General features: G+C 71.3%; 17 protein-coding genes. 4 read left to right on the top strand and 13 right to left on the bottom strand.

Annotated features, from left to right (window positions below; all coding sequences use genetic code 11):
* Window positions 1–62: 62 nt before the first annotated feature.
* The 8 genes from ACZ7LS_RS30670 to ACZ7LS_RS30635 form a co-directional block, all read right to left on the bottom strand.
* Window positions 63–1,520 carry an Ig-like domain-containing protein gene (locus ACZ7LS_RS30670; protein WP_385136732.1) on the bottom strand — a complete coding sequence of 486 codons (1,458 nt, stop codon included), beginning with the start codon at window positions 1,518–1,520 and terminating at the stop codon, window positions 63–65.
* Between the two features lie 243 nt (window positions 1,521–1,763).
* Window positions 1,764–2,765, bottom strand: a complete 1,002-nt coding sequence (locus ACZ7LS_RS30665; RefSeq protein ID WP_382675553.1) for a hypothetical protein — start codon at window positions 2,763–2,765, stop codon at window positions 1,764–1,766.
* A 273-nt stretch (window positions 2,766–3,038) separates the two neighbouring features.
* On the bottom strand, window positions 3,039–5,567 hold the full coding sequence (locus ACZ7LS_RS30660; protein ID WP_385136735.1) for a hypothetical protein: 2,529 nt from the start codon (window positions 5,565–5,567) through the stop codon (window positions 3,039–3,041).
* Complete coding sequence (locus ACZ7LS_RS30655) at window positions 5,564–7,294, bottom strand: phosphate ABC transporter substrate-binding protein PstS (RefSeq protein ID WP_385136737.1); 1,731 nt, start codon at window positions 7,292–7,294, stop codon at window positions 5,564–5,566. Before ACZ7LS_RS30655 ends, ACZ7LS_RS30660 begins: the two co-directional genes overlap by 4 nt.
* Window positions 7,291–8,601: a phosphate ABC transporter permease PstA gene (gene pstA, locus ACZ7LS_RS30650; RefSeq protein WP_382530299.1), complete on the bottom strand. Its 1,311-nt coding sequence runs from the start codon at window positions 8,599–8,601 to the stop codon at window positions 7,291–7,293. Before pstA ends, ACZ7LS_RS30655 begins: the two co-directional genes overlap by 4 nt.
* A 27-nt stretch (window positions 8,602–8,628) precedes the next feature.
* Complete coding sequence (gene pstC / locus ACZ7LS_RS30645; protein WP_382530297.1) at window positions 8,629–9,681, bottom strand: phosphate ABC transporter permease subunit PstC; 1,053 nt, start codon at window positions 9,679–9,681, stop codon at window positions 8,629–8,631.
* A gap of 133 nt (window positions 9,682–9,814) precedes the next feature.
* A complete protein-coding gene (locus tag ACZ7LS_RS30640; RefSeq protein ID WP_382530295.1) occupies window positions 9,815–10,207 on the bottom strand; it encodes a YegP family protein in 393 nt (130 codons plus the stop codon).
* 333 nt (window positions 10,208–10,540) lie between these two features.
* Window positions 10,541–11,749, bottom strand: coding sequence for a S8 family peptidase (locus ACZ7LS_RS30635; protein WP_382530293.1), 1,209 nt, complete (start codon window positions 11,747–11,749; stop codon window positions 10,541–10,543).
* 397 nt (window positions 11,750–12,146) lie between these two features.
* Here ACZ7LS_RS30635 and ACZ7LS_RS30630 point away from each other — a divergent pair, with 397 nt between their 5' ends.
* Window positions 12,147–13,502 carry a M14 family metallopeptidase gene (locus ACZ7LS_RS30630; protein WP_382675536.1) on the top strand — a complete coding sequence of 452 codons (1,356 nt, stop codon included), beginning with the start codon at window positions 12,147–12,149 and terminating at the stop codon, window positions 13,500–13,502.
* A 103-nt stretch (window positions 13,503–13,605) separates the two neighbouring features.
* Here ACZ7LS_RS30630 and ACZ7LS_RS30625 read toward each other — a convergent pair whose 3' ends face one another.
* On the bottom strand, window positions 13,606–14,769 hold the full coding sequence (locus ACZ7LS_RS30625; RefSeq protein ID WP_385136740.1) for a hypothetical protein: 1,164 nt from the start codon (window positions 14,767–14,769) through the stop codon (window positions 13,606–13,608).
* A complete protein-coding gene (locus tag ACZ7LS_RS30620; RefSeq protein WP_385136742.1) occupies window positions 14,766–15,929 on the bottom strand; it encodes a hypothetical protein in 1,164 nt (387 codons plus the stop codon). Before ACZ7LS_RS30620 ends, ACZ7LS_RS30625 begins: the two co-directional genes overlap by 4 nt.
* Window positions 15,930–16,288: 359 nt before the next feature.
* On the opposite strand from ACZ7LS_RS30620, the gene ACZ7LS_RS30615 reads away from it, so the two are divergent.
* Window positions 16,289–16,723, top strand: coding sequence for a subtilase-type protease inhibitor (locus ACZ7LS_RS30615; protein WP_382530285.1), 435 nt, complete (start codon window positions 16,289–16,291; stop codon window positions 16,721–16,723).
* A 143-nt stretch (window positions 16,724–16,866) separates the two neighbouring features.
* Window positions 16,867–17,496, top strand: a complete 630-nt coding sequence (locus ACZ7LS_RS30610; protein WP_382873612.1) for a hypothetical protein — start codon at window positions 16,867–16,869, stop codon at window positions 17,494–17,496.
* Between the two features lie 125 nt (window positions 17,497–17,621).
* Here ACZ7LS_RS30610 and ACZ7LS_RS30605 read toward each other — a convergent pair whose 3' ends face one another.
* From ACZ7LS_RS30605 to ACZ7LS_RS30595, 3 genes are all read right to left on the bottom strand, one after another.
* Entirely contained in the window at window positions 17,622–19,664 is a 2,043-nt protein-coding gene (locus tag ACZ7LS_RS30605; RefSeq protein WP_385136761.1) for an ATP-binding protein, read from the bottom strand.
* Between the two features lie 242 nt (window positions 19,665–19,906).
* Window positions 19,907–21,040 (bottom strand): aminotransferase class I/II-fold pyridoxal phosphate-dependent enzyme, encoded by a 1,134-nt coding sequence (locus ACZ7LS_RS30600; RefSeq protein WP_385136744.1) that lies wholly within the window; start codon window positions 21,038–21,040, stop codon window positions 19,907–19,909.
* A complete protein-coding gene (locus ACZ7LS_RS30595; RefSeq protein WP_385136746.1) occupies window positions 21,037–21,732 on the bottom strand; it encodes a helix-turn-helix transcriptional regulator in 696 nt (231 codons plus the stop codon). The genes ACZ7LS_RS30600 and ACZ7LS_RS30595 overlap by 4 nt, the downstream gene beginning before the upstream one ends.
* Before the next feature lie 152 nt (window positions 21,733–21,884).
* On the opposite strand from ACZ7LS_RS30595, the gene ACZ7LS_RS30590 reads away from it, so the two are divergent.
* Window positions 21,885–22,871, top strand: a complete 987-nt coding sequence (locus ACZ7LS_RS30590) for a hypothetical protein (protein WP_385136747.1) — start codon at window positions 21,885–21,887, stop codon at window positions 22,869–22,871.
* Window positions 22,872–22,900: the final 29 nt, after the last annotated feature.

The raw sequence follows: 22,900 nt of genomic DNA, 5'->3' as shown, positions 1-22,900 counted from the left end.
ACTGTCGGGGGGTGGGAGTTGGGGTGTGGGTGGAGAGGTGAGTGGGTGCGGGCCGTCCGGCGTCAGTCGCCCGCCGTGCCCGACGGTGTGGCGAAGGTCAGCAGGCCACTGCGGCGAGCGCCGATGACGAACGCGGCGCCCACGCAGCACAACGCCAGGGAGGCCAGGGCGATCGAGGCGACGCCGGTGCCCGTCGAGGCGAGCGAGCCGCCCCCGCCACTGCCGCCACCGCTGCCACCGGCCGCGCCGCCACCGGTCACCGCGCCGGAGTCGCCGCCCGTGTCACCACCGGAGGTGCCCGCCGCCGCGCCGCCGTCCGCGCCCGCGGAGTCGCTGGGCTCGGGGGTGGGCTCCGTGATCTCGCCCGTGGTGAACGCGAAGGCGACGCTGTGGCCGTCCGCCTTGTCCTCGGCGAGCGTCAGCACATGGTCGCCGTCGGCGAGTTCCGCCGGGACGGTGAACGCGTACGCCTGGACGGTGCCGTCCGCGTCCGCCGTGGCGTCCTCGAAGGGCGCTTCGCTCTCGGCCAGCGTGACCTTCACGGTCGCGTCCTCGGCGTACCCGCGCGCGGTGATCGTCACCTTCTGGCCGGCTTCCAGGTTCGGGTTCGCTTCGAGCGGGTTGCCGTCCGCGTCCACCACATCGAGGTCGGCGGGCTCGCTGGGCTCGCCGGTGGGCTGCTCGGAGTCGCTGGGCGAACCGCTGGGGCCGCCGGCCTTGTCGACCGTATAGCCGTTGATGGCGTTGCTCGAACCGGCGTACGCGTCAAGATCCGTGGGGGTGAACTGGGCGTGGATGTTCTGGACGCCCTGGGGCAGCGCGGTCGTCTTGAACACGGCGGTGCCGTTCTCCACCGCTTTCGCGCCGAGCGCGACCGGCTCCTCACCGGTGCGCTCGGAGGTGAGCGTCACCTCGCCTGCCGCGGCCTCGGGGGTCACCTTCACCGTGACCGTCACCTCGCTGCCCACGACGGGGTGGTCCTCCGGGGCGGCCGTCAGCTCCACGCTGGTCGTCTCGGCCGCGGCCAGCTCCCAGGTGTCGCCAGTGACCACGATGTTCGTGGTGAAGAAGGCCGGGGGCACGTTCGGGTCGAGGATGTTGACGCAGTTCAGCCGCAGCTCGTACGTACCGTCGTGGGGCTCGTCGCCGTACCACCCGGTGAGGGCGTCGAAGAGGGTGAGGAAGTTCTCCGGCATCTCGGTGTCGATGGGCCCGGCGTCGTAGGGTCCCGTCGTCGCGTTGCCCACGGGGGCCGGGGTCGCCGCGCTGTCCGTCGGGTGGATCACACTGAGCCGTACGGCGCCGCCCTGCCCCTCCGGGCACGCGGTGTCGGTGGTGACCCGTGGGACGAGCGGGTTGTCCGTGATGCTGCCGCTGGTCCGGCCGAGGGTCAGGTCGCCGAGCCGGCCTGCCGCGTTCGCGGTGGCCGCGGCGCCGAGCACGACGGCGGCCGCGCCCATGAGCAGGGCGCAGCACAGCAGCAGCGCCGGGAGTGATCTCGCTCGGGCGAGGCGTGTCATGGTCGGGTCCCCCACAGGGTGTTGGTGTTGGCGTTGGTGTGACGGTCGGTGCCGGTTGTGATGCCGGTGTCGGTGTCGATTTTTGGTGCCGGTGTCGGTGTCGGTGCCGGTGTCGGTGTCGGTGCCGGTGCCGGTGCCGGTGTCGGTGTCGGTGTCAGCGGGATACGGGACGGGGACGGGATACGCCCCGGGGCCGGGCACCTGGAGGGTGCCCGGCCTTGGTGTGCGGGGAAGGGACGGTGATCAGCGCTCGCCCTTCAGGGAGGTGGCGCCGCAGGCGGTGCCCAGCGAACCGAAGCCGTACGCCTGGATCTGCGAGGTCTGGCCGCAGACCTTGGAGGCGGTGCCGACGAACGCGCTGACGACGTTGGCGTCGGCGGTGGTGCCGGTGATCTTGGGGGTCGGGACGACGTTGTAGACGTCACGGTTGTAGGGGAAGGCGGTGTTGAGCGTGCCGTTGGTGTTGCGCGGCGCGACGCCGTTCACCTTGCCGAGCACCGTGACGCCGTGGCGGTCCGCCACCACACCGTTGGTCTGGGCGATGTACTGGGCCACGGAGTACGGGGCGATGTCGCCCGCGGTGTCCAGCGCGGTGCCGTCGTGCTCCTGGACGGCGCCGTTGACGCAGGTGCCGACCTGAGCCTCGGTGACCCCGATCTTCTCCAGGAAGAAGGTTCGCGTGCCCGAGCCCGACTGCGGCAGCAGCGGGGTCAGGGTGACACCGTTGTGCGTGGTCTTGACGCAGGTGTAGATGTCACGCAGCTGGGCGGTGGTCAGGTCCAGGGCGCTGTTGAGCGCGCTGTCCGAGCGGACGGCGACGGTCACGGCGTCCTTGGCGAACGGAATCCAGGTCAGCTTGGTGGTCGTCGTGTCCGCCGGTCCCCGGGAGGAGCGGGCGAAGTCGATGCAGCCGGTGCTGTTGAGGACCGCGTTGCGCAGCGCGTCGATGCCGGCCGAGGAGCCGTTGGGCCGGTTGATCGTGCAGCCGGCGGCGCGGGTCTTGATGGTGGCGGAACCCGTCGCGTTGTAGGACGCGATGAGCTGACCGTCCGGGACACCGTCGGGGTCCGGGATGACCGCGCCGAGGCGGTTGCCGATGTCCTGCGTGGTGTCGGAACCCACGCCGACGAGCTGGCGGTACTCACCGACCGCCGGGTCGGCGGAGGCTGCGGGGGCCAGCAGGCCCACACCGAGTGCGGCAGCGCCGACGACGGCACCGAGGCGAGCACGGGACTTGACGTTCACTTCTGTTCTCCTCCGTGAATACGGATTTCGAGGAATGGACTGTCAAGAAGAATCCGGATTTCGTTCCGTCGACCCGTCGGCCGACGCCGTGAACATTTCCGCATATGCACAGTCCGGGACCACCAACTCCGCCGGATCATAAGGTTACGGGGGCATTTCCTAGGAGACACCTGGAGAACTCGCCGATGGTTATGGAGAATTCCCGGAGGGCGATGGGCCGCTCCGGGGCATCTCCTGGACCGGACGGGCTTTGCCCCGCTCTCCCCACTCGTCCTATGCCACCCGGGACCCGCCCGCCGCCGTTACCGCCTTGCGCGCGGAGAGCCGCAGCAGTACGGGGCCGGCCAGCGCGGCCACGCCGCCGACGACCAGGACCCCGAGCAGCACCCAGCGCACGACGCCCAGCACCTCGCGGGGGGTCAGTCCGCCGGCGGCGAGTCCGCTCTGGGCCGCGGGGCCCGCCGCGCCCGCCCCCGCGCCCGGCGGGGCGGCGGTCCCGGAGGGGCTCGCTCCGTCGCCGGCGGTGGCTCCCGCGGCCCCGGTCCCGGCCCCGCCGGCCGCTCCTCCGGTGCCCGCTCCGGCGCCGTCCCCGCCGCCGGCGGACCCGCCGGCCGCCGCACCGCCCGCCGCACCGCCCTCGGCCGACGGGGTGCCGGCGGGCTCGGCCACCTTGCCGCGTACCAACTGGTCGGCCGCGGAGAGTGCCTGGTCGCGCAGCTCCTTGGGCATCGGCGCGTAACCGGGCGGCAGTTCGCCGGGCGTCAGGCCCTGGGTCTGTCCGGCGCCCGCCGCGTACCGGATCAGGCGCGCGTAGTCCTGGCGCGCGTCCGCGGGCTGGTCGACCGGTGCCATGGCGTAGGCCACCGCCGTCAGCGGATACGCCCCGTTCTTCGCGGTGGCGGGGCTCGGCGCCTTGACCCCGGCGACCGGTGAGTCGGGCATCCGGGCGACGGCCCTCAGCATCGAATCGGCGGTCGGACGTACGTAGGCGCCGTCGGCGTTGGGAAGCGCGGCGATGTCGAGTTCGTACCGGGAGGCGGACGCCGCGTCGACGAGGCCGTACGCCTGCCGGGACCCGGGGAGGCTGTCCGAGGCGACCAGCTTGATGCCCTGCGGGGAGTTGGCGTCGAGCGCCGCGAGGAACGTCGCCCCGGTGGCACCGCGCCTGACCCGCAGCGCGCCGTCGTGCATGTCGTTGGAGTACGGGGACTTCTCCAGCTGGCCGTAGGAGATCGCGCGTTCGACGCCGTTGTCGGGCAGCGTCATACGCGTCTCGGTCGTATCGGCCTTCGGGTAGTCGAGCGGCGCGTCCGCGTCCAGGCCAAGCGTCCGGTAGAAGGGGTTCACCTTCATCCCCCACGGGTCCGGCTTGCCCCGGAGGAAGTCCCGCGATTCCGCGTTCGACTGGAGATAGCGCCAGAGCAGGGTGGCGACATCCGAATTACCGGCCTGGAGGAGTATTCCGCCGGGACCGAGCTGCGGCTGTGTCGGGCGGTCGAAATAGGGATTGAGTTTCTTGAATTCCGGGTCGACGACTATGGATTCCGCGTTCCCCTTCAGATGGTCGGGAACCGGATTCTGAAAGCTGATCTGCCGGATGTCGTAGGGGTACGAGCCGGTCACCAGCTTGGCGAGCAGCCGTGGGCTGAGTTTCAGATCGCGCACCTGGCCGGCCTGTCCGTCCTCCCAGAAGAAGCCGACCGTGAGCGCGCTGACCGCGACCGGCGCGTAGACCACGCCCGTCCCTTCCTCGATCGGGGCCACGGTGACCCCCATCCCGGGCGAGGTCGCCGTGGGTTTCGCGATGAGGCGACGCGCGTAGTCCTCGCCGGCCTGGCTGAAGGTGAACCGGGCGTCGGCGCCCGCGCACAGCGTGGCCTGCCAGGACGTGATGGCGTCGGTCAGCAGCTCGGACCCGATGACGCGCCGCTCCGCCTTGTCCGCCGGGCAGGTGTTGCCGACCGCGCCGAAGTCCATGGGAAAGACGAGCCGTTGGTCCCAGTTGGACTGGCTGAGCGGCGAGGTGTGCACACCTTCCGCGGCGTTGACGGTGCCGTCCGGGTCGTGCTCGCCGCGGGGGACGACGACCAGCCAGCACTTCCTGGGCTTCGCTCCGGCCCCGCTGCCGACGTCTCCGCAGCCCAGATAAGGGGCCTCGATCGCCGACTTCACCTCGAAGACCGCCTCGCCGGTGCCGTCGGTCCGCGTGCTCAGCCAGGGCTGGGCGTTGGTGTCGTTGTTGCTGAAGTAGGTGGCGTCGGAGGGCGAGTCGGTCGGATCGCCCTGCAGCGGCTGGAACGGAACGAACGGGTTGTCCTCGCCGGCGTCCGCGTACTCCTTCTCCAGCGGGTCCGTGCCCTTCGGCAGGGTGCGCTGGCTCATCCAGTGGGTGCCACCGCGGTTCCCCCCGAACTCGCACTGCTCCCGGTCGGGGCCCGCCGGGTCGTCTCCCCAGCACTGCATGATCTGGAGGAAGTTGCGGAAGCCGTCCACGGGCGGTACGGCACGGCCCTTCCAGGTCACATCGACGCCCTGGGCCCGCAGGTTCTTCGTCTGGTGGACGGTCACCTCAAGGCCGGAGAAGTCGTCGTACGGGCCCTTGCGGCCGGTCAGCGTCATCGCGGAGTCTTCCGCCGCGGCCCGCGTACCGCTCCCCGCCTCCGCGGCCTGTGCCCGGTCCGTGCCCGGGGGCAGTGGTACGAGCGCGAGGAGCACGGCGGCGAGAAGCGCCCCGACGCCGGCGCTCACGCGCCGGGAGACCCGGGATCCGCCCTTCGGCGCACGGAATTGACGGGTACTCATACGGATCTCTCCCTGCGGCGGGCCCGTGCGGCGAGCGCGCGTGCGGTGAGCGGCGGCCCGACGACCACACCGACGAGGAGCAGGGCGGAGAGCGCCATCAGCGCGCCGCGCAGCCCCGTCGCCTCGTCGGAGGCGAGAGTGACCGGATTCCCGACGACCGCGGAGTCACCGCCGCCGGATCCGTCCCCGCTGATCAGCTCGCCCGTGTCGGGGTCGATGACACCACCGGAGGCTCCGGCCGCCGCGGCGGCCGACTCGGGGGAGCCGGGGGAGGCCGTGGATCCGCCGGTGTTCCCGGTACCGCCCGGTCCGCCGGCGCCCGCGGTGGAGCCGCCCGTACCGCCCGGCCCGCCCGTACCTGCTGAACCGCCGCTGCCCGAGCCGCCGTTGGCGCCCTGGGCCGACGGTTTCACCGGGGTCTTCTGGCCCTTGGCGCCCGCCGTGCCGTCGGAGCACTGCGTCGCGCCCTTCTTGTCGCAGGCTTTGGGCTGCGGGGCGTTCTTGGCGAGGGTGTTGGTCCCGTCCGAGGAGAAAGTGGGGTTGCGGCAGGAGTTGATATTGATCTTGTCCGTGGGCGCGCCGGGGATGCGCCGTACCTGTTCGAAGCCCGCCTGGACGAGGTTCTTGGGCAGCGGCGAGTACCCCAGCTCCTCGGCGATCTGCTGGCCGTCGCAGAGGAAGTAGTTGGCGAAGGTGCCCAGCGAGAGGCCCTTCTCCTTGGTCATCGGGTTCTGCTCGCCCGCCAGTGAGGTGGGCAGGATCATGTAGCTGTAGCTGGAGAGCGGATAGGCCCTGGCGTCGCGGGAGCCGTAGACTCCGTCCAGGATCTGGGTCAGATAGTTCGTGGAGTTCTTGTCCGGGTTGATCCGCGCGCCGAGCAGCCCCACGGCGACGCTGGACGCGGTGGGCTCCACATAGAACTGGGAGGCGTTGAGCATCTTCGCCACCGGGAAACCGGTCGAGATGGCGTACGAGTACTCGACGTAGGTGATGGCGCCCTCTGCCTGGCTCTGCTTCACATAGCCGGAGACGCCGAGCGATCCGGACTTGGCGATCGTGGAGGTGCCAGGCACCACCGGGAAGTACGAGGTGAGACCGCACGGGGTGGCGCGTCCGGCGCGGGCGCAGTAGTCGTTCCACGCCGAGGCGTGCTGCTTGGACAGCCAGGTGGTCAGCTGCGCCGTCGTACCGGAGCCGTCGGAGCGCACGACGGGCACGATCCGGCGGGCGGGGAGCGTGAGGCCGGGGTTGTCGGCCTTGATCTCGGCCGCGTTCCACATGGTGATCTTGGAGGTGAAGATCCTGGCGAGGACATCGCCGGAGAGCCGCAGATTGGTGACCCGCTTGCCGCCGATCTTCAGGTTGTACATGAAGGCCGTACCGCCGGCCACGATCGGCATATAGGCGTAGCCGCGCTTGGGCGGGGCGTCGGTGACGCCGCCCTCCTTGAGGCCGTACGGGATCTCGGAGACACCGAAGTCGACGGAGCCGTTCCTGAACTGCTCACGGCCGTTGGAGGAGCCGGTCGCCGCGAAGTTGACGGTCATACCGAAGTTGGAGGCGACATTGCGGCGCCACTGGTCCAGTGCGTTGGAACTCCACGTGGAGCCCGCACCGTTGATCTTCGGATAGGTCACCGCCCAGGCGGGCGGCGGGCCGACGGCGAGCAGCGCGCAGAGCAGCGCGGCCAGCCCCATGGCCAGTCGGGAGGCAGTCGCGGGTCTCACGGGGTACTCCTGTTGGGCTTGACGGCGGGTGCGGGGGAAGTCGGTGCGGGCGGGCCGGCGGCGGCGCCCCGCGTACCGGTGTGCGTACCGGTGCGGTCACGGCTGCTCGTACGGGCCGAGAACCGTTCGGCGTCGCGGCGGGAGGCCAGCACGCGACGGTGTGTCTGACGTCGTGTCAGCTTGCCCGGTGCGCGCCCGCCGATGAGCCGGGCGAGGACGAACAGCAGCAGCACCAGCGCCATGAGGGTCGCCGCGGTGCCGAATCCGCGCGCGATCATGGCGGGTTCCGGCGACTTGACGAACTCGAAGGTGGCGAGTGGCAGCGAGACCTGGGGCCCGTTGAACGGATCGGCGTTCATCTCCGCGGTGAAGCCCGCGGTCAGCAGTACCGGGGAGGTCTCACCCACTCCGCGCGCGGTGCCGAGGATCACGGAGGTGGTCAGCCCGGAGCGTGCGGTGGGCAGCACCACATGCCAGGCGGTGCGCCAGCGCGAGGTGCCCAGCGCGTACGACGCCTCGCGCAGCGAGCCGGGCACCAGCCGGATCACCACGTCGGAGGCCCTGATGATGATCGGCAGCATCATCACACCGAGCGCCAGGGACGCGGCGAGGCCCGACTTCCCGATGCCCAGGGCGAGGATCGCGGTCGCGTAGATGAACAGGCCGGCCACGATGGACGGCAGCGCCGTCATCGCCTCGACGATGGTACGGACGAACCGCGCGAACCGGCCGGGCACCTCGTTGAGGAAGACCGCGCAGACCAGGCCGGCGGGGACGGTGAGGACCAGCGCGATGAGGATCTGCTCCAGGGTGCCGACGATGGCGTGCAGGATGCCGCCGGCGCTCAGTGGGTCGAGCGGGCCCGCGAGGGTCATGTCCTCGGTGAAGAAGTTCAGATGGGGCAGTGCCTTGCGACCCTCCCACAGCGTGTAGACGATCACGAACGCCAGGGCGACGACCATGACCAGCCCCACCGTGCGTACGACGACCCCGGCGAGCCGGTCCCGTACGGTGGGTCCGTCCTCGTCGAAGGAGACCAGCAGCGCGTAGAGCCCGAGGAAGAGCGCGTACCCGACGATCAGGAAGCCGATCACCCCGTTGAACGGCAGCAGCCATACGAACAGCAGCGCTGTCAGGCTGACGGCCGCGGCGCCGGAGCCGAGCAGCGCGTAGGTGTCCGTGGCGCGCCTCAGCGCCGGGGAGCGCCGCCGCTCCCCGGCCGGCTCCACGGGCCGCGGCCGGCTCGCGGGCAGGACGGTACGCCGTTCCTCCGCGACGGGCGGCGGCGACTCGGGTGCGAGGGTCATGACGGGCGGGTCCCCTTAGGACAGGGTCTAGGCGTCGCTGGCCGCGCCGGAGCGGCTGCGCGCGACGATGGACGAGGCGATGAAGTTGACGATGAGGGTCATCACGAAGAGCGCGAGGCCGGCCGCCATCAGCGCGGACATGCCGAACGGGCTGGCCTCCCCGTACCGGAGCGCGATCAGCGAGGAGACGGAACTCGTGCCGCTCTGGAGGACATGCCACTGGATCTGGAAGACCGGCGAGATGATCAGGTAGACGGCGATGGTCTCGCCGAGCGCGCGGCCGAGTCCGAGCATGGTGCCGCCGATCATGCCGCCCTTGCCGAACGGCAGGACGACACTACGGATCATCCCCCAGCGGGTGGCACCGAGAGCGTAGGCGCCCTCGCGCTCACCGGCCGGTGCCTGGGTGAAGACCTCCCGCATCACGGAGCAGATGATCGGCGCGACCATCAACGCCACCACGATGCCCGCGATGAGGGTCGAGGAGGTGTAGACGGTCTCGGTGGCGAGCGGATCGCGCGGATCGGCTCCGACGACACCCAGTGGCGGGAACCAGCCGAGGTAGGTGGCGATCCAGCGGGCGGTGGGCAGTACGGCGCCCTCGAAGAAGAAGAGCCCCCACAGTCCGTAGACGACACTCGGCACGGCCGCCATCAGGTCGACCACACTGATCAGTGTGGAGCGCATCCCGGGTGGCGCGTACTCGGAGATGTAGAGCGCCCCGCACACCGCCAGCGGCACCGCCACCACGATCGCCACCAGCGCGATCAGGACGGTGCCGACGATGACGGCGGCGATACCGAAGCGGCCCGCGTCCGGTTCCCAGGCCGCGGTGGTGAGGAAGGACCACCCGGCCCGGTCGAGCGCCTGCCAGGCGCGGTACAGCAGAAAGCCGCCCACCAGCAGCATCACGGCGAGCACGAGTCCGCCGCCGCCGCGGGCCACGCCCCGGAAGATCCGGTCGGGCAGCCCGGGGTCGGCGTAGAGCCCACGCGCCCCTTCGGCGGCGGCCGGTTTCCCGGTCGCGAGCCCAACGGATGCCTGGGCGGCGGTGGTTCGCTCCCCTGTTCGTCTCAGCACACCCATGACGCTCACGGGGCGCGGTTGACACGCACGCACCTTTATCTGAACAAGGCGCCTCCTAGAGGCAACTTCGGGTGACGAGTGTGTGCGCGTACCGTGCGGAGACCCCGGACGTCAGGATTCCGGGGCGTCAGCTCCCGCTCCACGGAACCTCGCCGCTCTCCCCCAGTTCCCGCAGCAGCTCACGGAAGCGCTGGTACGCCACCCGGCAGGTCGAGTACCTCTCATAGGAGCGGGCGGACACGATGGTCCGGCGTCCGCTCTCGTCCCGGACGATCCACATCCAGCCGTTGGCCTCCACGGTGTGCTGGACCCCTCCGGTCAGGGCCGCGTGCCGCCGGCACACCTCCTCGAACGCGGCCCGGCACCGCTCGTACGAGGTGAAGGCGAGCGCCGAGACGGCGACCACCCGCCCGTTCTGCGCCACCACCCGCCATCGGTAGCGCCCGTCCGCGTCGATGTCGGTCTGACAGCGCAGCCCGGCGGCGCTCCGTAATCTTCCGCTCTCATCGGCCGATCTCATATCCCCACGTCCCCACCCCTGCCGCTCGTCCCTGTCGGACCGCACGTACGGCCCGTGGAGCGGCAGATGCAACCTATTGAGGCGATCGTGAAGGGCGGGATCCAAACGACGGCCTGCCGACAGGATTCGTCTGGAAGTTGCCTCTAGGCCACCGGCTCTTGTTCTGGAGCGCGTGGGCCGACGGCGGCCAGGCGCAACGCCCGGCGCCATGTGATCGGCACCGGGCGTTACGTTCTGAGATCGTCCGGAGGGTCGTCCGGCAGATCGTCCCGAGGGTCGTCCCAGGGGCTACGGGACGAGGAGTTACCGGACCGGGAGTTACGGGACCGGGAGTTACGGGACTATGCGCAGGAGCTTGTTGGGCGAGCCCGTGCCGGGGTTGGACACGACTCCGTTGGTGGCGCCGTTCACCAGGGCAGCGGCGACCTGGGCCGGGGTCGCGGTGGGGTGTCCCGCGAGGTAGACGGCGGCGGCTCCGGCCACATGCGGGGTGGCCATCGACGTGCCGGAGATGCTGCTGGTGGCCGTGTCCGAGGTGTTCCAGGCACTGGTGATGGCGCTGCCCGGAGCGAAGAGGTCCACGCGCGCGCCGAAGTTGGAGTAGCTGGCGCGGGCGTCGGTGCTGGTCGTCGCGCCGACGGTGATCGCGTCCGCGACCCGGGCCGGCGAGTAGTTCTGGGCGTTCGCTCCGGAATTACCGGCGGCGACCGCGTAGGTCACACCGCTGTTGATGGAGTTCTGCACGGCGGTGTCGATCGCGGCGTTGGCGCCGCCGCCCAGCGACATGTTCGCCACCGACCGGGCGGCGTGGTTGTTGGTGACCCAGTCGATACCGGCCACGACCTGGGCCGTGGTGCCCGAGCCCGCGTTGTTGAGCACGCGCACGGCGACGATCCTGGCCTTCTTGGCCACGCCGTAGGCCGTGCCCGCGGCGTTGGCGGCCACGTGCGTGCCGTGGCCGTTGCCGTCCTGCGCCGTGTTGTCGTTGTCGACGGCGTCGTAGCCGTTCGAGGCCCGGCCCGCGATGTCCTGGTGGGTGATGCGGACGCCGGTGTCGATGACGTACACGGTCGTGCCCTCACCGGCGGTGTCCGGGTAGGTGAAGCTGTTGTTCAGCGGCAGCGCCGCCTGGTCGATCCGGTCGAGGCCCCAGGACGGCGGGTTGGTCTGGGTGGCGAGGGTGTGCACCTCACGGTCCTGGAAGACCTTGTCGACGGCCGGGTCCGCCGCGAGTCTGCGCGCCTGCGCGGGCGAGAGCTCGGCCGCGTAGCCGTTGAGGGCCGCCGTGTACGTCCGCTTGACGGTCCCGCCGTACTCGGACACCACACTCCGGCCCGCGGCCGAGGCGGACGCGAGACCGGCGCTCTTCTTGAGTGTGACGATGTAGCTGCCTTGCACCGCGTCCTTGGCATCGGCGCCGACGACCGTACCCACGGCGGGGGCCGCCTGGGCGGGAACGGCGAGGGCGGTCATGGCCGCAGCCGCCGCTGCCGCCGTGATCGCCGCGGCGATCCGTGTCTTGGTGGTACGCAACACTGCCATCGTGAGGGATCCTCCTCATCGGGTGCGCTGGGGTGCGTGCGCAACGTGGGGGTACATACGAGACGTATGCGTGACGAGCGGACCGTGTGATTCCTGAGGCCGCCCTCCAAAGACCTTCGCTGAGACAACGTCAGACGACAAGAGCCCTGACGCGATGTCATATCCATGACATGACCACGCAATGACGCCGTAGCGTGGGGGCGCCCGCCCGGGGACGTATGGGGCGTCGTGGCACGGCAGTTGAAGACAACACGCACACCTCGCCACCCATGGCGCATAACACCCCCTTTGCCCGCCACATGCGCACCCTTGACCCGATCATGCCAAAGCCTCACGATGACCCCGGGGGCACGTACTGCGTGCCCACACCCCCACGACTCCCCACCCAGGAGACTTCATGCGGCTCCGAATACGCGGAAGCGGCGGCAGCACTCACAGACGGACAGCCACCCTGGCCGTCGCGCTGACCCTGACCCTCGGCGTCACCGCCACGGCCACGGCCACCAGCGCCGATTCGACTCCCTCAGCGTCCGCCGCCAGGGCCACGGCCGCGGACGAGGACATCCAGCAGTACGAGATCGTCACACACGCCACGTCCGCCACGCGCACCGCGCTCGCCAGGACCGGTGTGACGATCGACGCGTCCGACAGCGAGAGCGTGGTCGTCTCCGCCGACCCCGCGCAGGTGAGGAAGCTCCGCTCGCTCGGTTACGCGCCGACGCCGCTGGGCGCCGCCCCGGACCGCGCCCTGAACGGTGCCGTCACTCCGTTCGACTTCCCCTCGGCCGACTCGAATTACCACAACTACGCCGAGATGACGAGCGAGATCAACTCCATCGTCGCCGCCAACCCGGGCATCGCGAGCCAGCGGGTCATCGGCACCACGTACCAGGGCCGGAACATCACGGCCATCAAGATCAGCGACAACGTCGGCACCGACGAGAACGAGCCCGAGGTCCTCTTCACCCACCATCAGCACGCCCGTGAGCATCTCACCGTCGAGATGGCGCTGTATCTGCTGAAGCAGCTGACCTCCGGTCACAACACCGACACACGCGTCACCAACATCGTGAACAACCGTGAGATCTGGATCATCCCGGACCTCAACCCGGACGGCGGCGAGTACGACATCGCCACCGGCTCCTACCGCAGCTGGCGCAAGAACCGGCAGCCCAACTCAGGCTCCAGCGCGCTCGGTACGGACCTCAACCGCAACTGGGCCTACCGCTGGGGCTGCTGCGGCGGCTCCTCCGGCAGCCCCTCCTCCGACACCTACCGGGGTACCGCCGCCGAGTCCGCGCCCGAGGTGAAGGTCGTGGCGAACTTCGTACGCGGCCGGGTCGTCGGCGGTACCCAGCAGATCAAGGCCGCGATCGACTTCCACACCTACAGCGAGCTGGTGCTCTGGCCGTTCGGCTACACCACGGCCGACACCACCACCGGCATGACCGTGGACGACCGCAACGCCTTCGCCGCCATCGGCCAGAAGATGGCCGCCAGCAACGGCTACACGCCCGAGCAGGCCAGTGACCTCTACATCACGGACGGCTCGATCGACGACTGGCTGTGGGGCACGCACAAGGTCTTCGCGTACACCTTCGAGATGTATCCGTCCTCGGGCGGCGGCGGCTTCTACCCGCCCGACGAGGTGATCACCCGCGAGACGAGCCGGAACCGCGACGCCGTACTGCAACTGCTGGAGAACGCGGACTGCATGTACCGGTCCATCGGCAAGGAAGCCCAGTACTGCTGACCGGTCCCCACCGGCCGTTCGCCGCCGGGCGGCTCACGAGGGGGCGTCCCCGTTTCCGACGGGGACGCCCCCGCTTCCGCGCACCGGGTGCACGATGCCCCGATCAGCCGGGCAGGGTGATCCGCAGCGGACCGCAGCCGATACGGCCGGCCTCCGCCGCCACGTAGCGGGGAAGCAGCGCGCGGATGTCGGCCGCGCTGCTCGACTCGTCGCTCCGGACCAGGAAGGTCACATCGCCGGTCTGGCACGCGGCCTGGAACAGCCCGAGGTCGTCGCTGATGAAGCCGCGTCCGTCCGTTGCGCCGGTGGCCTCCATCTGTTCGCCTTCGCGGAGGGCCGACCCCTTGTAGAGCTCGGACAGCCGCGGGTCCTCCACCGTCATCAGCCGCAGTCGGGGACGGTCGAACACCACATCGCTGTCGCAGGTGCGGACCGGTCCCCCGCCGCTGGTCACGAGAGGACGGTCGAACGCGCTCCTCCCCTTCCCGGGCAGACGCAGCCCCTCGATGCCGCACAGGCCCTCGGCTTCCGTGTCCTGGAATCGCGCGGGCGCCGCCATCCGCGCCACCGGGTCGGCGAGGACGCCCTCGCATCCCTCGTCGGCCAGGAAGCCGTTGACGAGTGTGACCACGGCGCGGGCGAGCTGATCGCGCTGACCGGTCTCGACCTCGTCCCGGTAGGTGGTCCAGCCCGTCTCCAGGTCGAACACGAGAGGGCCGTCGTCGCCCTCCGGCCGGCCGGTGCAGCCGTCGGGCACCGCGAGCCAGGCCCGGGTGTCCGAGGCCATCCCCAGCAGCCCGCCGCCCAGCGGGGTCAGCCGCGCGGACAGGAACTCATCGGCCCAGCGCTCCCCCGAGCCGCCCTGCCTCACGTCGAGTCGATGGACCTGGACGGTGATCCTGCGGCCCCGCGGCGACTGCAGGCGGCACTGCCCCGACGACCCTTCGGAGTTGACGCTGTCCCGCCCCAGCTCCACCTCGGACGCCCTGATGTCCCGCTTCCCGCCGAACAGCGCCGCCACGTCGGCCTCGCCGAACGCGCCCCAGCACGCCCGTCCGTCCGTGAACGGCCCCGTCCCCGTCTGCCAGGCCACCCCCGCGCCGCCGAGCACCGCCCCGGCCACGGCGGCGGCCAGCGCGGGCCGCAGCCGGCCGCGCGTCAGCCGCCGCCAGTGCCACCAGGGCCGGCGCGGCGCGGAGACCGCGTCGGCGTGTGCACCGGCGTGGAGGCCGGCGTCGGGACGGATGCCGTTGTGCGTGTCACTCATCGTTCGGAACCCCCGGAGGCGGCGACGGGCGCGACGGGCGCGCAGCCGAGCCTCGCTGTCACGGCGTTGGTGAAAGCGGTGAAGTACGGCGTCGTGTCATCGGTGAGGTCGTCCACCATCAGCAGCGTCACGGGCCGTCCCGCGCAGTCGGCCCGTACGACCTTGTAGTCGTCGGCGAAGACCCCGGAACCGCGCCAGCCGCCCGCGGGCGCACCGCTTCCCGTCGTACCGTCGAACAGCGCGGCCAGCCTCGGCCGGGCGACCATCAGGGCGTCGAAGTACCGGCTCCCGCCCCGCTCCGCGCGTACCGCACAGGACTGGAGATCCCTGGTGACCGCGCCGACCTGGTATTCGAGGGTCTTACGTGTCACCTCGTCGAATTCCAGGCCCTTGATACGGCACGCGCCGGAGAACACGCTGGTCTCGTCCTCCGGCAGCAGGAGCACGGGCGAGGAGACCCGCAGTGGCTGCGCGGGGGCGCAACCCGCCGCCGCCATCCCCCGGTTGGCGGCGGAGACGAGCAATCCGGCCACGGAGCGGACGCCGCCGAGCCCCGCTTTGGCCCGCATGGAACCGCCGCTCCACTCCGTCCGCGCGTCGGAGTCGAGCGTGACCGTGGCCGGCCGGCCGTCACGCGCGTCGCACCGCTCGGGCAGCACGAGCAGACCTCGGCGTCCGTCACTGGCTCCCGGCAGCCCGTCGGGCAGGGGTACGGCGAGATCGCCGAGGTACGCGCCGATCCACTCCATACGCTCCGCGGCGTCCTTGGGCGCCGGGCCGTAGGTGAGCGTGATCCCGGTGCTCCGGGAGGTCTCCTCGCCGTCGCCGCCCGTAGAGCCGGAGCGGAGCCTGACCTCGCACCGGCCGGCCGGCCGCCGCGGGGTCGGCGCGGTCTCCTCGGACGTACGAGCGCCCTCCTCGTCGCCCTCGAACACCGTGTCGCTCAGAAACCCGGGCCCGCTGTTCGCCTCCCAGGATCCCCAGCAGTAACGGTCCTCACCGCCGAACGGCCAACCGCCCCTGGCCCACGTGCCCAGCCCGCCGGCCACCAGCACGACGGCGGCGCCCACGAGCACACCCCCGCGGCGGGTCCGTACGGACCACTTCGGCCGGCTCGCCCGGCCCTGACCGCGATCGGCGCGTGCGTCCCCGTCCTCCATGTCATTCCCCTGTCCCCGTAAGGCCGTTGATCGTATCGGGAGGGTCCGTGCGCGTACGGGCGGGTGTCAGGGAGTACGCAGGGACCGGCGCAACACAGGACGGAAACGCGCCATACCTAGCATTCAATGGTTCAAGGATTTACGAGCCTTAAATTCACTTGATCAACCATCACCTACGGCTTTCTTCGGCCGATTCACGCAACAGCTCCCCCACAGGTCAAGCCCCTCCTCGCGACCACAACCTGCGCTCATACCATCACACGGAGCGACCGAAAGTGGCGGGAGGACCACTCGGCCGCCGTCGAAGGCGGCAAGACTGCCCATGCTTCACAGAACCTTCGACTCAGGGAGAGTTTGAAATGCGGTCCATCGCAACAGGTCTGGCGCTCACCGCCACCACACTGGCGTTCATGGCGCTGCCGGGCACCGGTACGGCGAGCGCCGAACAGGCCGTGTCCGCCGGCCTGTACGCCCCCTCCGCCCTCGTGCTCAGTGTCACCGAGGGCGCCGACACGACGACCGGGACGGTGCTGCGCGCGGTCACTCTCAGCTGCGCGCCCCGGGCGAGCGGCACGCACCCGGACCCGGCCGGCGCCTGCGCCGAACTCCGGGCCGCCCAGGGCCGGCTGGACGCCATCACCGCCCCGGCCCCGCATGTCTCCTGTACCAGGGAGTGGAACCCGGTGACCGTGACGGCGGACGGCGTCTGGGAGGGCAAGCGCTACTCGTACGCGCACACCTTCAGCAACCCGTGTGCGAGAGACGGCGGCAGCGGCACGGTGTTCGCCTTCTGACCTGACCGTGTCCCGCGCGAGCCGCTGAACCCGGCGCCGGGCCTCCGTCCGGGGCGTGCCGTACACCCGGTGCGTCCGCACGTTCTCCGCCAGGCACGGACAAGTGCCTGCGGGCGGAGGCCCGGTGCTGGAACGCTGGACGAATGAACGAGAGCGCGAGGACACTGGGGCCGGGCCGACGGTGGTGTGTGCTGCCCGACGACAAGGACTGGCTGCGGGATCTGCGGACCATGGGGGACCGGCTGCTCGATCATCTGGCGGCGGCCGCCGCCCTGGACGACGATCCGTGGGAACTCCCCGTGGCCCCCTACGCGGAGGCCGCGACCGCGTGCGACCGCGTCGTCTCCATGCTTCCGGCACGCGCCGGAGGCGGTCTCGACCTCCTGCTCTCCCCCACGGGAACGCCACAGCCGACCGTGCACGCCCTCGTGGTGGAGTGCGACGACCTGGACGCGCTGTGGGAGGTCCTCACCCGGCTACACCGCGCCCTCGACGAGGAACCGGGCACCGAAGGGCTCCTGGACCTCGTCGGACAGGCCGGTGCCGAGTGGGGCGACCCGCCGCGCTCACCGCGATGTCTGGTCTCACAGCTCGAACGAGTGGTGGCGGTGCTGGAGTTCGACACCTTCGCGGTACGGACGCTGGCGGTCGTCATGACCGACGGGGAAGCGCGGGAGGCGAAGGAGGCCGGGGCGGTACGGACGCTGGACGATACGGGACAGACCGCCTACGAGTCCGTCACCGCCGCCTGGTCCACCACACTCCAGCCCTGAACACCGTCCCTGAACACTCCAGTTTCGAACACTCCGGCCCTGAACGCTCCAGTCCTGAACGCTCCAGTCCTGAACGCTCCGGTCCCGCCCACCCACGGCCCGTCCGGCCGTCCGCCGCCCGGTCCCTACGACGGCGGATGGCCCTGGAGCGCGCGGACGAGCCCGCTCCTCGCGTCGTCCGCCAGACCACGGTCGTACGCCCTGTCGTAGGCGGGGTCGCCCGCCGCCTCGCGTGCCCGCCGCTCCCACTCCGCGCGGAGCGCGCCGAGTTCGGGCGTGCCGCGATGGGGGTGGCCGATCATGCGCCAGTACGCGTGCCCCGTGCCGTAGGTGCGGGCCGCCTCCACGCCGTCGCCCTGGACCGCGATCGCTCCCGCGAGCAGATCGAGACCGAGAGCGATCCCGAGGCTGTCGTGCAGCTGGTACTTGCCCGCGAGCATCGCCCGCGCGTGGCTCTCGGCATCGCGCGGCCGGCCCTGCAGCAGGTGTATGAAGGCGAGTTGGTGATCGGCGTACGCGCGCGCCCAGCGCTCGCCGTACCGCAGGCTGAGCCGTTGCAGCCCGGCGGCCTCTTCGCGCGCGTCGTCGAGGCGGCCGAGCGCGGTGAGCGCGAAGAGCCTTATCACCCGGCAGCGCAGCTGCGACGGGGCGTCGAGCGGGTCGCCCGGCAGATTGCGCAGCGCGCGATCGCAGACGGTGTACGCGGCGAGGGGACGGCCCATCATCAGGCAGTTGAAGCCGACGACGTGGGCCGCGGAGAGCAGGGATTCCGGATCGTCGTCGTGCCAGGCGGAGACGCTGCACTCCTCACCGACCCGGCGGGCGGCCTCATGGTCGCCCTGGAGCGCGAGAGTGATGCCAAGGGCCCAGAGGGCGCGGGTACGGTGCTGTCCGCCGCCGGTGTGGAGGCGCAGGGCGCGTTCCAGACAGCTGCGCGCCTGGTGGAGGTGGCCGCAGCAACTCCAGAACAGTCCGGTGCGGCCCGCCATCTCCACGCCCTGTTCGGGGTCGTGGTCGAGGAGATGGTCGATCGCCGCGCACAGATCGGCGTGGGTGTCGGCGATGCGCCGGTACCAGGCGACCTGTTCCGGGCCGAGCCAGCCGGCGTGCGCCCGGCGTGCGAGGCCGGCGAAGTGGGCGCCGTGCCGGTCGGCGAGAAGCCTCTCCTCGCCCAGCTCGCCCAGCCACAAGGCGCCGTATTCGCGGATCGTGTCCAGCATGCGGTACCGGCCCCCCTCACCACCGTCCAGACGCAGGACGGACTTGGCGACGAGTCCCTCCAGGGCGGTGGTCACCCCGTCTGGGGTCAGCGGACCGCCCGCGCACACGGCTCGCGCGTCCTCCGCCTCGATGTCACCGCGGAAGACCGAGAGCCTGGCCCACAGCAGCCGCTCCAGCGGCTGGCACAGCTCATGGCTCCACCCGATCGCGGTACGCAGGGCACGGTGGCGGCGGGGCCAGACCGTGTCGTCGACCAGCACATCCAGCCGGGTGGTCAGCAGGTCCGCGACGTATTCGACGGAGTGATCCGTCAGCCGGGCGCAGGCCAGTTCGACGGCCAGGGGGATGCCTTCGAGGCGGTGGCAGATCCGGACCGCGGCCGCGGCCGTACGCGGGTCGTCGAGGGACACCCCGGGCGCGGTATGGGCCGCCCGGTCGCGGAAGAGCCGTAGTGCCTGGTCGTCGCCCTCCAGGGGCAGCGGCCCCACGTCGAGGCGGTGTTCACCCCTCGCCCCGAGCGGCTGCCGGCTCGTGGCGAGAACGGTCAGCCCCGGCGCGGCGGTCAGCAGTTCCCCGACCAGATGCCCGACCTCCGTCACCGTCCGTTCGCAGCAGTCGAGCACCAGCAGCAACCGCCGCTCCGCCAGCCACTCGCACAACGCCTCCACCGGCGAGCGCAGCGAATGATCCGACAACCCGACGGCATCACAGACCGTCCCGAGCAGCAGCCTCTCGTCGTACAGCGGCGACAGATCGGCCCACCACACCCCGTCCGGGAACAGGCCGTCGCCCGCCCGCTCCGCAGCGCGCAGTGCCAGTCGGCTCTTGCCCACTCCGCCACTGCCCGTGAGCGTCACCAACTGGTGCTCCGCGAGTGCCCGTTCGATCCAGCCCAGCTCGCTGTTTCGGCCAACGAAACTGGTCGTCACGACGGGAAGGTTGCCCACCACGGCTATATCCTGGCCCTGTTGCGGCACTTGGCCTACACCCCTGGTCGGAAACGGCCAGAATCGGCCGGGAGTGGGCCCATAACAATCAGCCAGTCACGCGTTCTGCCACGAACGGGCAATTCAGGTGATCCAACGGGCACCGCGTCGGTACGCGCGACAGCAACGCGTCGGTGCTCGCGGCGGCAGCGCGGTCCGGGGCGGGGGTACGGGGCAACGGTACGGGTCAGTACAGGTGGCGGTCAGCGGCGGTCGCGCAGCCACGCGGCGAAGGCGTCCAGGGCCGGTGCCGGTTCGGCGCGCCCGATGCCGATCCGGAAGCGGTCGGCGGGCGTGGCGGTCAGCTCGGAGCGGTAGATACTCGCGGGCAGCAGCAGGACGCCGGCCTCCTGGACGAGCCTCGCGCAGAACTCCTCGACTCCGTCGGCACCCCGGTAGCGGGGGTAGGCCACGCAGCCGCCGTCCGGTGCCCGCCAGGAGAACAGCTCCTCGAACTCCGCGAAGAAGCTCTCGAAGACCGGAAGATTGGCGTCGATGACGGCCCGGTTGCGCGCCAGGATCCGTTCGCTCGCCTTGAGGGCGATCCGCGCGAGGACCTCGCTGGGCGCCGAGTTGCAGATGGTGGTGTAGTGCTTGGCCCGTTCGAGGCGGGAGCGCAGCCGCCGGTCGCGGCAGGTGATCCAGCCGATCCGCAGTCCTGGCAGGCCGAGGGATTTCGAGGTGACGTTCAGGGAGAGGGCGCGCTCCGAGAGATCCGCCGCCTGCGGCAGGGTGCGGGACGCGTCGCGCTCCAGGCCGCGGTAGACCTCGTCGCTGAAGAGGTGGATCTCCCGTTCGTCGCACAGCCGGGCCAGCCGGGAGAAGCCGGCGGCGTCGATGACCTTCCCGGTGGGGTTGTTCGGGAAGTTGACGGAGATCACCCGCGTGTTGGGCCGGATCTCCGCGGCCACCCGGTCCAGGTCAAGGGCCCAGTCGCGCTCGGCGTCCAGGGCCACGCCGCTGACCTCGCACAGCGAGAGCGGGACGGTCTCGGCGGCCTGGTAGTTCGGGGTGATGACCAGCGCGTGGTCCCCGGGCCCCAGCAGGGCGTGCATGGCCAGGTAGAGGCCCTCCTCCGCGCCGGCGAAGCAGATCACGTCATCGGCTTCGGCGTGCGTGTAGGTGTCCGCGATCGCCTGCCGCAGGGCCGGATCACCGAAGGTCTCGGTGTAGCCGAAGGACAGCGTCTCCCAGGCGTGCCGCTCCTCGTCGTCGGCGAGCGCGAGCAGTTCGCCGATGTTCATCGTCTGCGCGTCGGAGGCGGTCAGATGGTGACGCGCGGTGAACTCCCAGCGGGAGAAGTATGTTTCGAGCCGGAAGTCGGGCAGCCTGGTCATGTACGTACCTCGTGGGCTCTGTGCTCGGCGAGCAGGGCGTAGACGGTGGAACGGGACGCCTTGAGCGCGTCGGCGACGACCGGGACGGCGCGGCGGACCTCGAACAGTCCCGCCCGGTCGAGTTCGCCCACGAGTGCGAGCCGGTCCGCGCGCCCGAGGCGGTTCACGGGGCGGCCCCGGGCGCGGACGAACGCCCCCACGGTCCCGTGCACCCGTTCGGTCCAGTCCTGCTCGAACAGCGGCTCGGGCCGGGGCGCCGTCGGAGCGGCGAACCCGGCCAGCACGGCCGCCGCCTGCTCCAGCGGCGTACGGTCGAGGTTCACGCACAGCACGGCCGACGGCTCACCGTCCGGGTCGCGCAGGACGGCGCTGACCGAGGACAGCCGCCGCCCGTCGGCGAGCAGCTTCTCGTACGGCCCGTACACATCGGGGGCGGACGGAGCCGTGCCCTGTCCGTCGGATCCAGACGGGACGGGACCCAGCCGGTCGAGCTCCCCGAGCAGCGAGGGATCGCCGGGGCCACGGCGTGTCATCGGGTTCCAGATGGCCAGCACCCGGTCCTCCGGCACGTCATGCAGAACGACCTCGGCGTACGGGCCCAGCAGCAGGGCCACCGCCTCGCACACCGGTGACCACGCGCGTACCCGCGGGTCTGCCTCGTCCGCCGCCTTCTTCCCGATCTCCGTCTCCATGATCTCCGCCTCCCTGCCTGGACTGTAATTCCAGATCGGACAGAACGTCCAGTCGCGCCGCCGGCGCGTTCGCCCCGGCCCACGTGCGCGGTGGCGCCGGCCGCCGCAGGCTGGGGGCGGACGGAGAGCCGGGGAGACGAGAGAGGTACTCCATGGGACAGCCACTCGGCCGACGAGCACTGCTGTCGGGAACGGGCGGGCTGCTGCTGGGAGCGGCGGGGTGCTCGGCTCCCCCGCCCGCGCCCGTCTCCGCGCCCGTCTCCCCGTCCGTCTCCCCGTCCGTCTCCGGCTCGGGGGCCGGGTCGGCCTCACCGTCCTCCCCGTTGCCCGCGACCACACCGTGGCGGCCCGACCGGGACGATGTGGACCCGGCCGTGAAACTGCGTGCCGTACAGGTCGTGGAGGCGATCGGCGCCTGGGCCCCCGGCCGCGGCGGTGCGGCGGCGGCGAAGAAGCGGGTGGCCGCGCTCGGGGCGGCGCCGTCGCTGGTGGACCAGGCGGGCGCGCTGCTGCCCGCCGCTCCCGAGGCCGCGCTCCAGGTCATCGACGCGCAGTACGGCGGGATCCTGGCGGACTCGGCCAGCGTGCTGGTGGTGTGCCGCCAGTGGACGCCGGGGCACGCGGGCGGCACGACCGTCGACGTACGGCTGAGCCGCGCGCGGCCACGCTGGGACGTGACCGCGCTCCACCCGGCGCGGCCGGGCGCCGCCGCCGCCTCGCTGCCGGACGCCGCGCGGCGGGTACTGGCCGAGTCACGGATCCGGCTGCCTCCCGCCGCCGAGGCGGACATCCGCAGCGGGAAGGTCCGTCCCAGCGTGCTGCGGGCCCTGTCGCGGCTGGCCGGTACGTACCGGATGTACATCAGTGTGGTGCGCTCCGGGCATCCGCTGGACGTCTTCGGCACCAGCCGGCCCAGTGACCATCCGCGCGGCCGGGCGTTCGACGTCTGGCAGATCGACGGGCACAAGGTCGTCGACCCGGCCACCTCGCGCCGGCTGGTCGAGTCGTTCATGCGGGACGCGGCGGCGGCCGGCTCGTACAACGTCGGCGGACCGGTCCGGCTCTCCGGAGGAGAGCCGGGCCAGTTCTTCACCGACAACACCCATCACGACCATGTGCACGTGGGGTTCACGGCCTGAGGCCGCCGCCGGGGCCTGGCCGGGCGCCC

The organism is Streptomyces sp. NPDC039430 (genome assembly GCF_055639435.1).
The sequence above is the reverse complement of the archived record's forward strand: the minus strand, read 5'-3'. Positions and strand labels throughout refer to the sequence as shown.